We start from the raw sequence: 15,597 nt of genomic DNA, 5'->3' as shown, positions 1-15,597 counted from the left end.
GCCACGCACGCCCGTCCGCGGACGCGGCGATGGACGCAGGCACGGACCCGGACCCGACCCGCTCAGCCCTCGCGCGACTCCCACCAGGACAGCAGCTCCGTGCGGGCGCGGTCCTCGCCCAGCGGGCCGTGCTCCATGCGCAGCTCGAGGAGGTGCTTGTACGCGGCGCCGACATCGCGCCCGGGGGTGATGCCCAGGATCTCCATGATCTGCGTGCCGTCGAGATCGGGCCGGATCGCGTCGACCTCCTCCTGCTCGCGCAGCTCCGCGATCCTCGCCTCGAGGTCGTCGTACGCGAACGAGAGGCGGTCCGCCTTGCGGCGGTTGCGGGTGGTGACGTCCGCGCGGGTGAGGCGGTGCAGCCGCTCGAGCTCCGCACCGGCGTCGACCACGTAGCGGCGCACCGCCGAGTCCGACCAGCGGGCATCCGCGTAGCCGTGGAAGCGCAGATGGAGCGCGACGAGGTGCTCGACCGCCTTGATCGTGTCCTTGTCGAAGCGCAGCGCCTTGAGCCGCTTGGCGGCCATCTTCGCGCCGACCACCTCGTGGTGGTGGAACGAGACCCCGCCGCCGGGCTCGAGCCGCTTGGTGGGCGGCTTGCCGATGTCGTGCAGGAGCGACGCGAGGCGCAGCACGAGGTCGGGCCCGGGCACCGCGCCGTCGGGGCCCGTCTCGAGGTCGATGGCCTGCTCGACCACGGTGAGGGTGTGCTCGTAGACGTCCTTGTGATGGTGGTGCTCGTCGACCTCGAGCTTGAGCGCCGGCAGCTCCGGCAGCACCTGCGCCGCGAGCCCCGAGTCGACCAGCGCACCCAGGCCCGCGCGCACGTGCGAGCCGAGCAGCAGCTTCACCAGCTCGTCCCGCACCCGCTCGGCCGACACGATCGAGAGCCGGTCGGCCATCGCGGCCATCGCGGAGAAGGTCCGGGGCTCGATCTCGAAGCCCAGCTGCGAGGCGAAGCGGGCCGCGCGCATCATGCGCAGGGGGTCGTCGCCGAAGGACACCTCGGGGTCGATGGGCGTGCGCAGCAGCCCGCCGGCCAGGTCGGTGAGCCCGTCGAACGGGTCGACGAACTCCATCGACGGCAGGCGCACCGCCATCGCGTTGACGGTGAAGTCGCGGCGCGCGAGGTCGCCGTGCAGCGAGGACCCGAACGCGACCACCGGCTTGCGGGTCTCGCCGTCGTACTCGTCCGCGCGGTAGGTCGTGATCTCGACCACCAGGTCGCCGCGGCGCCCCCCGATGGTCCCGAACTCGCGCCCCATGTCCCACGTCGCGCGCGTCCAGCCCTTGAGCAGCCGCTCGATCTCGTCGGGTCGGGCGTCCGTCGCGAAGTCGAGGTCCGCGCTCGAGCGGCCCAGGAACGCGTCGCGGACGGGTCCGCCGACGAGCGCCAGCTCGTGCCCCGCCTCATGGAAGGCCGTGGCGAGCTGCGCGATCTCGGGGGGCAGCGCCGCCCACAGTCCGGCGGCGCGGCGGCGCAGCACGTCGAGCGAGGGAGGTGCGGAAGGGCGGGTCGTCACCGCACAAGTGTCCCAGACGGGGCCGCGACCGCCCCCGCGCAGCCCGCCTCCCGCCGGGCATGGCTCCCTGCGGGCACCCGCGGGGTCGTTAGAGTTGGGCCATGCCCACGCCGCCCGTCCCGCGCCCCGGCCCCGTGCCGATGCCTCCGCAGGGAGCGGCGCTGAGGCGGCGCGAGAGCGTCGCGCACCGCGCGCCGCACCTGCCGGTGAGCAACGAGACGTCCGCCGGCGGCATCGCGGTCCGCGTCGAGGAGGGCATCGCCTACGCCGCGTGCATCGGCCGCCGCAACCGTGCGGGCCGGCTCGAGTGGTGCCTGCCCAAGGGCCACATCGAGGAGGGCGAGACCCCCGAGATCGCGGCGGTGCGCGAGGTCGCCGAGGAGACCGGCATCGACGCGGAGATCATCCAGCCGCTCGGGATCATCGACTACTGGTTCACGGGCGACGACCGTCGCGTCCACAAGGTGGTGCACCACTACCTGCTCGAGGCGAAGGGCGGCATCATCACCACGGAGAACGACCCCGACCACGAGGCCGAGGTCGCCCGCTGGATCGCCGTCGCGGAGCTCTCGCGCGAGCTCGCCTACCCCAACGAGCGGAAGATGGCGCAGGCGGCGGCACGCCTGCTCGCCATCGCCCCGTGAGCGGCGGGACGATGCGCGGGTCCCGGCGGCACGTGAGGTTGCGGCGCGCCCTCGCGGGCACCGCGGCTCTCGCCGCGACCGCGGCGTCGATGCCGGCCGCCGCGCTCGACCTGGTCCCGTCGGACGTGTCCGAGCTCGCCGTCGGCACCATCGAGTCCGCGCCCACGCCGATGGTCCGGCCGGGACAGTCGATGACCACGGTCGTCACCGTCGAGAACGACGACTCCCTGGCGCTCGACGACGCCCGGGTCCTGCTGCGGGTGACCCGTGAGCCCTTCGAGGATCGCGCGTCGCTGCTGTCGTTCCTCGACGGTGAGGACGCGCGCATGGTCTCCGTGGGCGCGAGCGACGTCGGCACCACGACCCTCAGCTCCGCGGACGCCGGGCAGCCCACCACCGTCTCCCGGCTCGGGGCCGGTGCGTCGACCACCGTGTCCGTCACGTCCATCGAGCGGCGCCTCCCGTTCGTCGAGGACACCTGGGGCGTGCACGGCGTCGAGGTGGTCCTGCGCACCGAGGCCGGGGACTCCACGCTCCTCACCGGCGCAGTGACCTTCATCGACGCCGCGATGCCGGAGCTGTCGCTCACCGCGGTCGCGACGGCCTCCGGCCTGAGCGCGCGGGTGCGGTCGATCGCCGCCGCGACGGACATCGACGGCGTCACCCTCGCGGTCGACGAGTCCTCGCTCGCCGACCTCGGCACGGGGACGCTCGACCTCACCGACCGCGACGTCATGCGGCTGCCGACCGAGGACCCCGACCTCGTGTCGCTCGCCCACGCCGGCAACACCTCCCTTCTCGCGTACGCGCTCGAGACCCCGCAGGACACCGCCGTGACCACGGCCGAGGACGTCCCCTGGCTGGCGGTCGTCGGGCGGGCCGACCGCGTCACCGCGACCCTGGCCGCCGACGAGGGCGCCGCCGCGATCCTCACCACCGAGATCGACGGCCAGGACGCGAACGAGGTGACCCCCGCCGTGTCCGTCGCCCTCGCCCGGGGCGAGGACGTCGCGCTGCTCACCCCGGACGCGGCGCTGTCGTCCTCGGTGGGCGCCGGCTCCACCACCGCCGCGGGCGGCGTCGGCACCGCGATCGCGATGGGCGCCCTCACCGCCGCCGAGACCGTGTCCCCGGTCCTCGTGTGGACCGGCGACGACTGGTCCCCGACCGGCGCGAGCGACTCCTCGGCGCTGTCCGCCCTGATGAACGCGCCGTTCGTGGACGCGGTCGACGTGTCATCGCTCGTCGAGAACCCCGCCGGCGACCCGGTCACGCTGCGCAAGCGCGTCGACAAGGCCGACGACCTCGACGCGAGCACGATCGCCGGCCTCGCCAAGCGGCTGGGCGACCTCAGGGACCTCAGCACCGTCGCGGAGTCCCCGTCGGACTTCCTCGACGACAACGCGCGCGCCCTCCTCCGGCCGCTGGCCCGGTCGGTGCGCGGCGACGATCCGGCCCGGCAGCTCCGCGTGTCCCAGGCCACCACCGAGACCGACGGGACGCTCGACGCGCTCCACGTCGCGGCCGGCTCCGACGTCAACTTCATCGCGGACAAGGGCAGCCTGCCGGTGACCGTCGTCAACGGGCTCGACGTCGATGCGCGGGTCGTGGTCGACATGACCTCCTTCTCGCCGAACCTGCAGATCCGCGAGGCGCCCACCGTGACGATTCCCGCGAACTCGAGCAGGACGGTGCCGGTCGAGGTGGCCGCGGTGTCGTCCGCCGACGTGAGCGCGATCACGGTGCTGCGCAACACCGACGGCGTGTCGATCGCCGACCCCGTCGCGATGAGCGTGCGCGTCCGCGCCGACTGGGGCACCGCGGTGACCGCGGTCTTCACCGCCGGGCTCGTCGTGCTGCTCGTCATGGGCGTGATCAGGACGGTCCGACGCGGCCGCAAGGAGACGCGCACCACCCGGGTGCCCGACGCCGCGGAGGCGGACGAGGCCGCCGACGGTGCCGGCGACCAGGACACCGCCGATGCCGCCGATGCCGGCGACTCCCCGGACCACGCGGGCACGAAGGAGTGACGTGACCGAGGACAACGCGATGCCGCCCGGGGTCGAGGACCCGCCGCAGCCGCGCGTGCGCTCGCTCGGCCGCAACACCCTGGTGATGGCGTCGGGGACGCTCGTATCGCGCGGCCTGGGGTTCATCCGCAACGCGATGCTCGTCGCTGCCATCGGCGCGACGGGCATCGCCGCCGACGCGTACGACGTCGCCAACAAGATCCCCAACACGCTCTACGCGATCGTCGCCGCAGGCGTGCTCAACGCGGTCCTGGTCCCGCAGATCGTGCGCGCGTTCCGCCGTCCCGACGGCAAGCGCACCGTCGACCGCATCGTCACCCTGGGCGTCTTCGGCTCCCTCGCCATCACGCTGCTGTTCACGCTCGCCGCCCCCGTCTTCGTCAACATCTACACGCAGGGCTGGGACGCGCCTCAGCGCGACCTGGCCGTCGCGTTCGCGTTCTGGTGCATCCCGCAGCTCTTCTTCTACAGCACCTACACGATCCTCGGTCAGGTGCTCAACGCACGCGAGCAGTTCGGGCCGTACATGTGGGCGCCCGTGCTCAACAACGTGGTGTCGATCGCGGGTCTCACCGCGTTCCTCGCGATGTACGGCGGCTACGCGACCCATGCAGGCCAGTTCGACGACTCGACCTGGTGGACCGCCCTCCCGACGTGGCTCATCGCCGGCACGGCCACGCTGGGCATCGCCGCGCAGGCGCTCATCCTCATCTGGCCGCTCGCCCGCGGGGGGTACCGGTGGAGCCCGGTCTGGCGAGGGCCCAAGGGAGAGCTCTCCGGCGTCACGACGGTTGCGGGGTGGGCGCTCGGCGCCGTGCTGCTGGACCAGGTGGGAGTGGTGGTCGCCACGCGCATCGCGAGCGAGGCGGGCGCCGTGGGCAGCGCGGCCGGCGACACCGCGGTCGCCGGCAACGCCGCGTACTTCAACGCGATGATGCTCTACCTGCTCCCGCACTCGCTCATCATCGTGTCGCTCATCACGGCCCTCGCGACCACCATGTCGCGTCACGCGGCGGCGAAGGACACCGAGCGCCTGCGGCTCACCGTGGTGCGCGGCATGCGCATCGTCACCGTGTTCGGCCTGTGGTCGACCGCGGTGCTGATCGCGCTCGCGCCGGCCATCGTCCGCATCGCGCTGCCGACCGTCAGCGACGACGTCGTCCGCTCCGTCTCCTACGTGCTCATCGCGCTCGCGCAGGGCAGCGTCTTCCTCGCGCTGCTCGGCGTCTTCAAGAACGTCTTCTTCGCGCTCGAGGACGCCAAGGCCGTGTTCTACATCCAGATCCCCGTCACCATCGCGTGGGTGGGCGGGATGCTGCTCCTGCAGCAGGCGCTCGACCCGTACTGGTGGACCGCGGGGGTCGCCTTCGCGTTGAGCCTCTCGAACGTCGTCGGCGTGGTGATGCGCGGCGCCGCCGTGAAGCGCCGCGTGGGCAGGCTCGAGCTGGGTGCGTACGCGTGGCTCGGGACGCGCGCGCTCCTCGCCGCAGGCGTCTCGGGAGCCGTGGGATGGTCGCTGCTGAGGTTCATCCCGGAGATCGACCTGGACGACAGGATGCACACGCTCCTCGTCTCGTTCGGCGCGCTCGCCGTGCTGATCCCGCTCATGGGCGTCCTGTACTGGGCTCTGCTGCGCCTGCTCCGCGTGCCGGAGGCGAGCGAGCTCGCGGCCCCGCTGACGCGACGTCTGCGGCGCAACGTACGATAGAGGCCGGACGGGAACCCCGGGGGTGCGGCACAGGTGAGATCGGGCACGACGTTGGGTGCGCGGTTCACCCTGCTCGACGAGGTCGAGCATGACATCCCAGGTATCGAGCGGCATCTCGCCGAGGACACGCGCCTCGGCCGCCGGACGGTGGTCGACATCGTCCACTCGACCGCGTCGGCTGCGGTGCGCAAGGAGGCCATGCGCGCCTCCCGCCTCCGCGACCCCCGCCTCGCGCGCATCGTCGCGACGGGACGCGAGACCATCGACGGGTCCGCCGTCACCTACGTCGCGACCGAGCACGTGCCCGGCGCGGTGCTCTCCGACGTCCTCGCCCGGCGCCGCGTCGACCCCCGGCGCGCGGTCGCGATCGTCGGCGGCGCCGCGCGCGCGCTGGCGGCGGGACGCGCCGCCGGGCTCACCCACGGCTTCGTACGGCCCTCGTGCATCACGGTGACGTCCCGCGGGCGCGTCGTCGTCGCGGGCCTCGGCGTCGACGGCGAGGCCGCCGCCCAGGCGGGCCTCGTGACGGCGCCGTCGGAGGCGGACGACGCGCGGGCCCTGGCGCTGCTCCTCGTCCGGGCGCTCACGGGCATGGATCCCGAGGAGTCGACGCCCGACGACCTTCCCGACGGGCTCGCACCCGCCGCCCGCGACCTCGCGGTCAGGGCGCTGCGCGGGGCCCCGCCGGCGACCGTCGGTGCCGTCGTGGACGCCCTCGTCGCGGCGGACTCGCGGGCGCTCATCGGCTTTGACGGCGCGGTGGACGGGTTGCCGCTCACGCCGCGCCTCGAGCGCGAGGCGGCCGAGCAGGCCGAGCGGGAGGCCGCCGAAGAGGAGCGCCGCCGCGAGGAGGAGCACGCCGCCGCGCGCGCGCTCGTGGAGGCCGAGACGCTCGACGCGGCGCGGACGGCGGTGGACGAGGACCGTGCCTCGCAGCTGGCCGACAACGACATCCACGACAGCGTGCGCGAGGCGCTCGACGAGATCGCGGCCGAGGAGGCCGCCACGCAGGAGCTCGCGATGGCCGCCGCCCTCGCGGCCGAGCGGGAGCGCGCGATCGCGGAGGGGCGCGCCGTCCCCCCGCCGCCCGAGGCCGCCGACCGGCACGAGGCGGCCTTCGACACGCTCGAGATCATGGTCGCCGAGCAGAACCTCGTGCGCGAGCAGGGCACCTGGGAGCTCGTGCTGTCCGCGCTGCATCGCCGCTGGCCGCGCTCGGAAGGCATCGCGCGCAGCCTGCGCCGGGCGGAGGAGCGCGCCAACCGGGGCGGGCCCCTCAACGGCAGCCGCGTGGTGCTCACCGTCGCGATCGCGGGCCTGGTCCTCGCCGTGATGATCGCCCTCACGTGGCTCGCCTCGCCCCTCGCCCCCGACATCGTGATCGAGGAGGACCCGTCCGGCATCCCCAACCCGGCCGTCACCGCGACGTTGTCGCCCGCGGCCGATCCGAGCTCCTGACCGCACCGAACAGGAGACGGGAGCACGGGGGAACATCGTCCCCCTACCATCTGTTCATAGAACGCCGTCGTGCCCCGTCGGGCGCGACCCATCCATCGACTGAGGAACAACCGTGAGCGAGACCCGCAATGTCATCATCGTCGGTTCCGGCCCTGCCGGGTACACCGCTGCCATCTATGCCGCGCGTGCGGGTCTGCATCCGTTGGTGGTCGCGGGGTCGATCACGGCCGGTGGTGCCTTGATGAACACCACCGAGGTGGAGAACTTCCCCGGCTTCGTGGAGGGCATCCAGGGTCCGGAGCTGATGGAGACGCTCCAGGCGCAGGCCGAGCGCTTCGGTGCCGAGGTGATCTTCGACGACGCCACCGCGCTGGACCTCGAGGGTCCGGTCAAGAAGGTCGTCACCGGCATGTCCGGCGAATACACCGCGAAGGCGGTCATCCTGGCCACGGGGTCGGCCTACCGTGAGCTGGGTCTCGAGGATGAGAAGCGCCTGTCGGGCAAGGGTGTGTCGTGGTGCGCGACGTGCGACGGGTTCTTCTTCCGCGACCAGACCGTCGTGGTCGTCGGTGGTGGCGACTCCGCGGTCGAGGAGGCCACGTTCCTGACGCGGTTCGCCTCGAAGGTGTACCTCGTGCACCGTCGCGACGAGCTGCGGGCCTCGAAGATCATGGCCGACCGTGCCATGGCCGACCCGAAGATCGAGTTCGTGTGGAACTCCGAGGTCACCGGCCTGGACGGCGACACCAAGCTCGAGGGCGTGCGCGTGCGCAACCGTGTCACCGGCGAGGACTCCACCCTGGCCGCGACGGGCCTGTTCGTCGCGATCGGTCACGAGCCCCGCTCCGAGCTGGTCAAGGGCGTCATCGACACCGACGAGGCCGGCTACGTCCTGGTCCAGGGCCGCACCACCGCCACCAACGTCGACGGCGTGTTCGCCTGCGGCGACCTCGTCGACAACCGCTACCGGCAGGCCATCACCGCCGCCGGGTCCGGCTGCGCCGCCGCCCTCGACGCCCAGCACCACCTCGACACCCTCGACGACGCCGCGACCGAGGAGGTCGTCGAGGAGGAGGCCCCGGCCGCCGAGGCGCCGGCTCCCGCCCTGCCCGCGGCCCCCGTGCCCGCGACGGTCGACACGTTCCAGGCCGAGGTCATCCAGTCCGACGTGCCCGTGGTCGTCGACTTCTGGGCCACGTGGTGTGGCCCGTGCCGCGCCGTCGCGCCGCTCCTCGACGAGCTCGCCGAGGAGTACGCCGGCCGCCTCAAGGTGGTCAAGGTCGACACGGACGCCAACCCGCAGCTCGCGATGGCCTATGGCGTGACCTCGATCCCCACGATGAGCTTCTTCAAGGGCGGCGAGGTCGTGAAGTCCGTCGTCGGCGCGCGGCCCAAGCCCGCGCTGTCCGCGCTGTTCGACGAGGTCATCGCCTAGGACGGCCCGCTCGCACGCTCGGGACGGGGGTCCAGCCGGCTGACGGCTGGACCCCCGTCCGTCTGAGAGACTTGCCGCATGAGCGACGGCACGCCCACCCCTCGCGAGGGAACCCGCCTCGACCCCTGGTTCGGGTCGTACGCGCAGCGCGCGCACCAGATGCGCGCCTCCGAGATCCGCGCGCTCTTCGCCGTCGCCAGCCGTCCCGAGGTCGTCTCGCTCGCCGGCGGGATGCCGTTCATCGGCGGGCTCCCCCTCGAGGAGCTCGGCGAGATGACGCGACGCATCATCGTCGAGCACGGCGAGGTCGCGCTCCAGTACGGCTCCGGCCAGGGCGACGTCACCCTGCGCGAGAAGATCCTCGAGGTCATGGCCCTCGAGGGCATCTCCGCGCATCCGGACGATGTGGTGGTCACGACCGGCTCGCAGCAGGCGCTCGACCTGGTGACGACGATCTTCATCGACCCAGGCGACGTCATCGTCGCGGAGGCGCCGTCCTACGTGGGTGCGCTCGGCGTGTTCCGCGCGCACGAGGCCGAGGTCGTCCACGTCCCCATGGACGCGCACGGGCTCATCCCCGAGGCTCTCGAGCAGACGCTGGGCCGCCTGGCGGCCGCGGGCAAGCGCGTGAAGTTCCTCTACACCGTGCCGAACTTCCACAACCCCGGCGGGGTGACGCTGTCGCTCGAGCGCCGCCCGCAGATCCTCGAGATCTGCCAGCGCTACGGCGTGCTCGTGCTCGAGGACAACCCCTACGGCCTGCTCGGCTTCGACCAGGAGCCGCTCCCCGCGATGCGCTCCATGAGCCCCGAAGGCGTCATCTACCTGGGGTCCTTCTCCAAGACCTTCGCCCCCGGATACCGCGTCGGCTGGGCCGTCGCGCCGCACGCCGTCCGCGAGAAGCTCGTCCTCGCCTCGGAGGCCGCCATCCTCAGCCCGTCGAACGCCTCGCAGATGGCGATCGCCACCTACCTCGAGCACTTCGACTGGCAGGGACAGATCAAGAAGTTCAGGGAGCAGTACCGCGAGCGGCGGGACGCGACCATCTCCGCGCTGGCCGAGCACATCCCCGAGGCCTCGTGGAACGTGCCCGACGGCGGCTTCTACGTGTGGGTCAAGCTCCCGGACGGCCTCGACGCGAAGGAGATGCTGCCGCGCGCCGTCACCGCGCGGGTCGCGTACGTCGCGGGCAGCGCCTTCTACACGGACGGCTCCGGCACCGACCACATGCGCCTGTCCTACTGCTTCCCCACGCCGGAGCGCATCCGCGAGGGCGTGCGCCGCCTGTCGACCGTGGTCGACGCCGAGCTCGAGACCGTCCGCATCTTCGGCACCTCGGGAGGTGGCCGCGGTGATGCGGTCGACTTCCCGTCGCCCGACCTGTACTGACGAAGGGAACGTCATGCACGCACTCATCCTCGCCGGCGGCCTGTCGCACGAGCGCGACGTCTCGATCCGCAGCGGCCGGCGCGTCCAGGACGCCCTCCGTGGGAAGGTCGAGAAGGTCTCTTTGCTCGACGTTGACACGGAGTTGATGCCTACCTTGCGTTCCGGCCACGTCGACGTGGTCTGGCCCCTTCTTCATGGTGCCACCGGCGAGGACGGCTCGCTGCAGGCGCTGCTCGAGCTCGTCGGCGTGCCGTTCGTCGGCACCGCCTCGGGACCGGCGCGCGTCGCGTGGAACAAGGCCGTCGCCAAGACCGTGATGGGGCGCGCGGGCATCGCGACCCCGGATCACGTCACCCTGCCCCAGTCGCTGTTCCGCGAGGTCGGCGCCGAGCAGGTGCTCGACACCATCGTCGCGCGCTTCGGCATGCCGGTCGTGGTCAAGCCCGCCCGCGGCGGCTCCGCGCTCGGCGTCTCCGTGGTCCACGACCGCGCCGACCTCGCGCGCGCCATGGTCCACTGCTTCGCGTACGGCGACGTCGCCCTGGTCGAGCGCTTCGTCGAGGGCACCGAGGTCGCCATGAGCGTGCTGGGCACCGGGGACGATGCGCGGGTCCTGCCGGCGGTCGAGACCGTCACCGAGGGCGCGTACGACTACGACGCGCGCTACAACCCCGGCCGCGTCGAGTACTTCGCCCCCGCCCGTCTCACCGAGCCGCAGGCGCGGCAGGCGGCCGAGACCGCGCTGGCGGTGCACCGCTCGATGGACCTGAGGGACCTCTCCAGGGTCGACATCATCCTCGACACCGACGGCCTGGCCCAGGTCATCGATATCAACATCGCCCCTGGTATGACCGAGACCTCCCTGTTCCCGCAGGCCGCCGAGGCGGCCAAGCTCGACCTCGGCGAGGTCTACGGGGACCTCGTCGTGGGCGCCGCGGCGCGCGCGGCGACCGTCTGACCGCTCACGGGAGCGCCGCCGCCCGGCAGCGCATCATCCCTCCGCTCGGGTCAGTCCTCCGCGGAGAGGACGCCCGGGTCCTTGGGGTCGATCATCGCGACGATACGGTTGAGGTCGTCGACGGTCGCGAAGTCGATCGTGATCGATCCCTTCGTGCGCCCCAGCTTGACCTTGACGCGTGTGTCGAAGCGGTCCCCCAGCCGGCCGCCGAGATCATCGAGCGCGGGCGTGCGTCCACCAGGGCGGACCGCGCCGCGACGCGGCTTCGGGGTCTCGACGCCGAGCGCCACCGCCTCCTCGGTCGCGCGCACCGACAGACCCTCGGCGACGATCCGCGTCGCGAGGTGCTCCATCGCCTCCGGGCTGTCGAGGCCGAGCAGCGCACGTGCGTGCCCGGCGCTCAGCACGCCCGCCGCGACACGACGCTGGACGGTGGCGGGCAGGCGCAGGAGACGCAGCGTGTTGGAGATCTGGGGGCGCGAGCGCGAGATCCGCGTCGCGAGCTCCTCGTGGGTGATCTCGAAGTCGTCGAGGAGCTGCTGGTAGGCCGCCGCCTCCTCGAGCGGGTTGAGCTGGCTGCGGTGCAGGTTCTCCACGAGCGCGTCGCGGAGCATGTCCGTGTCGTCCGTCTCCCGCACGATCGCCGGGATCGCGGTGAGGCCCGCCTCCTTGGACGCGCGCAGGCGGCGCTCGCCCATGATGAGCTCGTAGCCGTCGCCGGCGGGCAGAGGCCGCACCACGATCGGCTGCAGGACGCCGATCTCCTTGATGGAGCCCACGAGGTCGCGGAGCTCGTCCTCGTCGAAGACGGTGCGGGGCTGGCGCGGGTTGGGGACGACCGCATGCGGGTCGATGTGCGCGAAGGTCGCGCCGGGCACCGGCACGAGCTCCCCGTCCTCGGACACCTCGGTGATCGTCGGGATCGCACCCGTGGTGTCGGAGAAGAACATGTCGTGGGGCCGCTCCTGCCCCGCCTGCTCCGGCTCGGTGGGGATCAGCGCACCCAGGCCGCGGCCCAGGCCCCTCTTCGTCGACGGGCTCACTTCTTCTCCGATCCTGCGGCGCCTCGCACCGCGATGTCGCGGGCGATCGCCGTGTAGGCGACCGCTCCCGAGGAATGGGGGTCGTGCGTGATGACGGTCTGGCCGAATCCCGGCGCCTCGGAGACTCGCACCGAACGCGGGACCGTCTGCTCGAGGGTCTGCGTCGGGAAGTGCGTGCGCACCTCGGTCGCGACCTCGCGCGCCAGGTTGGTGCGGCCGTCATACATGGTGAGCACGATCGTCGACACGTGGATCCCGGGGTTCAGGTGCTTGCGCACCATCTCCACCGTCTTGATGAGCTGCGTGAGCCCCTCGAGCGCGTAGTACTCGCACTGGATGGGGATGAGCACCTCGGTGGCGACGACCATGGCGTTCAGCGTGAGGAGGCCGAGGCTCGGCGGGCAGTCGATGAACACGTAGTCGAGGTTCTTGCCCGGGCCCTCGAGCAGCGCCTTGAGCGCATCGTGCAGCCGGAACTCGCGGCGCACCACCGAGACCAGCTCGATGTCGGCGCCCGCGAGGTCGATCGTGGCCGGCACGCACCACAGCGTGTCGACGTCCGGGCAGCGCTGCGCGACCGTGTGCATCGGAGCGTCGTCGAGCAGCACGTCGTAGATCGAGGGCGTCCCCGAGCGGTGGTCGACGCCGATCGCCGTCGATGCGTTGCCCTGCGGGTCGGCGTCGATGACGAGCACGTTCGCTCCGCGCTTGGCGAGGGCGGCCGCGACGTTGACCGACGTGGTCGTCTTGCCCACGCCGCCCTTCTGGTTCGAGACCGCGATGATGCGCGTCTCGGGCGGCTTGGGGAACACCGCCTCCTCCAGCGCGCGGCGGTGACGCTCCGTGGCCATCATCTGCGCGGCGAGCGGGCTGCCGGCGTCGTGAGCGAGCCCGTCGAACGGGTCCCTTGTTTCACGTGAAACAGCGTCCTCACCGGCGGGCGGCAACGTCTCGGAAACGGTCGAGTGGTGCGACTGCTCGGTGGACACGCAGTTCCCTTCTCCTTCCACGGACGCGGCCTCGGCCCCGTTCCGCTCGCCATGTTTCACGTGAAACATGGCCTCTGACACACATGATCCCGCCGTCGGCACCGAGGCGGGAGGTCCTTCCCAGAGGTCACGACTCTACCCCAGCGAGCGCCGTCGACGACAGGCGGTTGGGCGTCGGATCCACCCGTGCCGTACACCGCTCCACAGGCCACGAACTGTGGAGAAAAGCCACTTTCGACCCCGTTCCCCGCACGAATCGCTGTGGAGAACCCTGTGGAGGTCAGCTGTGGGAAAGCACGACCACCGTGGTCGGCTCCACGCCCTCAATGGTGCCGGCGGTGTGAACCTCGCCGCTCAGCCGGTGCTTGCGCAGCGTGTACTTGGCACGCTCGAGCTCGTCCCCGGCGCTCCTCCCCTTGAGGAGCACGAAGCGGCCCTCGGGGCTGAGCAGCGGGCTGCACCACTTGACGAGCTTGTCGATCGCGGCCACCGCGCGCGCGGTCACCACGTCCGCCTCGACGGACTCGACGACCTCCTCCGCGCGCCCGCGCAGGATGCGCACGTTGTCGATGCCGCACTCGCGCGCCGCCTCGAACAGCCACTGCGTCCGTCGCTCCATCGGCTCGATGAGGACGTAGTCGCGGTCGGGGTCCATGGCGGCGAGCACCATGCCCGGGAGACCCGCGCCGGAGCCGACATCCGCCACGCGCCCCTCCCCGAGGAACGGCGACAGGGCGGCGGAGTTGAGGAGGTGGCGCTCCCACAGGCGACCGACCTCGCGCGGGCCGATGAGGCCACGCTCGACGCCCTGCTCCGCGAGCATCTCCGCGAAGGCACGCACGCGCGGGTAGACGTCGCCGAAGTACTCGCGCACCTCGGCGGCGTCGTGCAGCGGGTCGTCGCTCAGCGGCTGTCCGGTCATCGTTGTTTCACGTGAAACGTCAGGCGGGCAGGACGACCACGTAGCGCTGCGGGTCCTCCCCCTCGGACTCCGAGGAGAGCCCGGCCTCGAGCACGACGTCGTGGACGACCTTGCGCTCGAACGCGTTCATCGCGGGCAGCGACACGCGGGCGCCGGACTCGCGAACCTGCGCGACGGCCTCCCGTGCCTGCTCGGCGAGACGCTCGCGGCGTCCCGAACGGAAGTCGGCGATGTCGAGCATGAGGCGGCTCACCTCGCCCGTGTCGGACTGCACCGCGAGGCGGGTCAGGTCCTGGAGCGCCTCGAGCACCTCGCCGTCCGGACCCACGAGACGCTTGAGGTCCTGGCTGGGGCCGTCGGCGACGATCGCGACCTTGGCGCGGCCGGCCTCGACGGAGATGTCGATGTCCCCGTCCATGTCGAGGATGTCGAGGAGCTCCTCGAGGAAGTCCGCGGCGACGTCGCCCTCGGCCTCGAGCTTCTTGATGTTGTCGGTCATGACTCGTCCTTGGTGTCATCGGCCGGCAGGGCCTGAGGCTTGCTGCCGCCACGGTTCTTGCGCTTGGGCTGCTGGCGCTGGCCGGAGCGCTTGGGCTCCTCCTCCACCACGGCCTCGGCCTCGATCACGGCCTGCTCGGGGTCCTCGCCACGGCGCGCGGCACGCTTGGCCGCCTTCGCCGCCAGGCGCTCCTTGTGGATGCGCTCGGCCTCGGAGCCCGGGGTCGGGTTGTTGCGGATCACGTACCACTGCTGGCCCAGCGTCCACAGGTTCGTGGTGGTCCAGTAGATGAGCACGCCGACCGGGAAGTTCGGGCCGGTGATCACGAAGATGAACGGCAGCGCGTACATGAGGATCTTCTGCTGCTGCGCCATCGGGCCCTCGAGGGCCGAGGCCGGCAGGTTCTTCCGCGTGAGCTGGTGCTGCGTGATGAACGTGGTCGCGACCATCGCGACGATCAGGAGCGCGGAGACGATCTTCGCCGAGGCGCCCTCGGAGTTGAAGAAGGTCTCGCTGAGGTGCGCGCCGAGCAGCGTCGCGTCGCGCGCCTGGTCGATCAGGTCCTGCGAGAGCAGGCCGATCGGGCCGTTGGTGCCGCCGAGGTTGTAGTTGAGGACGCGGAACAGCGCGAAGAAGATGGGCGCCTGGACCAGCATCGGCAGGCACGAGGCGAACGGGTTCGTCTTGTGCTTGGCGTAGAGCTCCATCGTCTCGCGGCTCATCGCCTCGCGGGACGCCTGGTCCTTCTTGCCCTTGTACTTGTCCTGGACCTTCTTGAGGTCCGGCGCGATCATCTGCATCGCTCGGGACGCCTTGATCTGCTTGACGAAGAGCGGGATCAGCGCCGCGCGGATCGTGATCACGAGGCCGACGATCGCGAGGGCCCACGTGATGCCGCCGGCCGGGTCCAGACCGATGAAGGTCCAGAGCTGGTGCCAGATCACCACGATGTTGGCGACGACCCACTCGAGCGGGTAGAGCAGAGTGTCCACTGTTGTC

General features: G+C 71.8%; 13 protein-coding genes and 1 pseudogene. 8 read left to right on the top strand and 6 right to left on the bottom strand.

The window, feature by feature from the left end; translation table 11 throughout:
* Positions 1 to 62 precede the first annotated feature (62 nt).
* Entirely contained in the window at positions 63 to 1,523 is a 1,461-nt protein-coding gene (locus AOM07_RS12500) for a CCA tRNA nucleotidyltransferase (protein ID WP_062314300.1), read from the bottom strand.
* A 101-nt stretch (positions 1,524 to 1,624) separates the two neighbouring features.
* On the opposite strand from AOM07_RS12500, the gene AOM07_RS12495 reads away from it, so the two are divergent.
* From AOM07_RS12495 to AOM07_RS12465, 8 genes and pseudogenes are all read left to right on the top strand, one after another.
* Positions 1,625 to 2,167, top strand: a complete 543-nt coding sequence (locus AOM07_RS12495; protein ID WP_062314298.1) for an NUDIX hydrolase — start codon at positions 1,625 to 1,627, stop codon at positions 2,165 to 2,167.
* A 32-nt stretch (positions 2,168 to 2,199) separates the two neighbouring features.
* Positions 2,200 to 4,197 (top strand): DUF6049 family protein, encoded by a 1,998-nt coding sequence (locus tag AOM07_RS12490; protein ID WP_156171935.1) that lies wholly within the window; start codon positions 2,200 to 2,202, stop codon positions 4,195 to 4,197.
* A gap of 1 nt (position 4,198) precedes the next feature.
* Positions 4,199 to 5,905, top strand: a complete 1,707-nt coding sequence (gene murJ / locus AOM07_RS12485) for a murein biosynthesis integral membrane protein MurJ (RefSeq protein ID WP_062314294.1) — start codon at positions 4,199 to 4,201, stop codon at positions 5,903 to 5,905.
* A 33-nt stretch (positions 5,906 to 5,938) separates the two neighbouring features.
* Entirely contained in the window at positions 5,939 to 7,363 is a 1,425-nt protein-coding gene (locus tag AOM07_RS12480; protein ID WP_156171934.1) for a protein kinase family protein, read from the top strand.
* A 112-nt stretch (positions 7,364 to 7,475) separates the two neighbouring features.
* A pseudogene (trxB, locus tag AOM07_RS12475) lies at positions 7,476 to 8,441 on the top strand (thioredoxin-disulfide reductase); the annotation flags it as partial.
* A 42-nt stretch (positions 8,442 to 8,483) separates the two neighbouring features.
* Positions 8,484 to 8,798 carry a thioredoxin gene (gene trxA, locus AOM07_RS15145; RefSeq protein WP_228374460.1) on the top strand — a complete coding sequence of 105 codons (315 nt, stop codon included), beginning with the start codon at positions 8,484 to 8,486 and terminating at the stop codon, positions 8,796 to 8,798.
* Positions 8,799 to 8,876: 78 nt separating this feature from the next.
* Positions 8,877 to 10,187, top strand: a complete 1,311-nt coding sequence (locus tag AOM07_RS12470; RefSeq protein ID WP_062314288.1) for an aminotransferase-like domain-containing protein — start codon at positions 8,877 to 8,879, stop codon at positions 10,185 to 10,187.
* Between the two features lie 13 nt (positions 10,188 to 10,200).
* Positions 10,201 to 11,145 carry a D-alanine--D-alanine ligase family protein gene (locus AOM07_RS12465; protein ID WP_156171933.1) on the top strand — a complete coding sequence of 315 codons (945 nt, stop codon included), beginning with the start codon at positions 10,201 to 10,203 and terminating at the stop codon, positions 11,143 to 11,145.
* Between the two features lie 50 nt (positions 11,146 to 11,195).
* Here the strand turns inward: AOM07_RS12465 and AOM07_RS12460 are convergent, their stop codons facing one another.
* The 5 genes from AOM07_RS12460 to yidC all read right to left on the bottom strand — a co-directional run bounded on the left by AOM07_RS12460 (position 11,196) and on the right by yidC (position 15,590).
* A complete protein-coding gene (locus AOM07_RS12460) occupies positions 11,196 to 12,188 on the bottom strand; it encodes a ParB/RepB/Spo0J family partition protein (RefSeq protein ID WP_062314286.1) in 993 nt (330 codons plus the stop codon).
* Positions 12,185 to 13,177, bottom strand: coding sequence for a ParA family protein (locus AOM07_RS12455; protein ID WP_439644925.1), 993 nt, complete (start codon positions 13,175 to 13,177; stop codon positions 12,185 to 12,187). Before AOM07_RS12455 ends, AOM07_RS12460 begins: the two co-directional genes overlap by 4 nt.
* Before the next feature lie 280 nt (positions 13,178 to 13,457).
* Positions 13,458 to 14,099: a 16S rRNA (guanine(527)-N(7))-methyltransferase RsmG gene (rsmG, locus tag AOM07_RS12450; RefSeq protein ID WP_062314284.1), complete on the bottom strand. Its 642-nt coding sequence runs from the start codon at positions 14,097 to 14,099 to the stop codon at positions 13,458 to 13,460.
* A gap of 19 nt (positions 14,100 to 14,118) precedes the next feature.
* Positions 14,119 to 14,598, bottom strand: a complete 480-nt coding sequence (locus AOM07_RS12445) for a Jag family protein (protein WP_062314282.1) — start codon at positions 14,596 to 14,598, stop codon at positions 14,119 to 14,121.
* Positions 14,595 to 15,590 (bottom strand): membrane protein insertase YidC, encoded by a 996-nt coding sequence (yidC, locus tag AOM07_RS12440; RefSeq protein WP_062314280.1) that lies wholly within the window; start codon positions 15,588 to 15,590, stop codon positions 14,595 to 14,597. Before yidC ends, AOM07_RS12445 begins: the two co-directional genes overlap by 4 nt.
* Positions 15,591 to 15,597: the final 7 nt, after the last annotated feature.

This window comes from Demequina rhizosphaerae (assembly GCF_000971255.1).
Lineage (GTDB): Bacteria > Actinomycetota > Actinomycetes > Actinomycetales > Demequinaceae > Demequina > Demequina rhizosphaerae.
The sequence above is the reverse complement of the archived record's forward strand: the minus strand, read 5'-3'. Positions and strand labels throughout refer to the sequence as shown.

Coding starts and splice junctions, on each gene's coding strand:
- AOM07_RS12495 (WP_062314298.1), top strand. CDS start 1,625: ATGCCCACGCCGCCCGTCCCGCGCCCCGGCCCCGTGCCGATGCCTCCG.
- AOM07_RS12470 (WP_062314288.1), top strand. CDS start 8,877: ATGAGCGACGGCACGCCCACCCCTCGCGAGGGAACCCGCCTCGACCCC.
- AOM07_RS12465 (WP_156171933.1), top strand. CDS start 10,201: ATGCACGCACTCATCCTCGCCGGCGGCCTGTCGCACGAGCGCGACGTC.
- rsmG (WP_062314284.1), bottom strand. CDS start 14,099: ATGACCGGACAGCCGCTGAGCGACGACCCGCTGCACGACGCCGCCGAG.
- AOM07_RS12445 (WP_062314282.1), bottom strand. CDS start 14,598: ATGACCGACAACATCAAGAAGCTCGAGGCCGAGGGCGACGTCGCCGCG.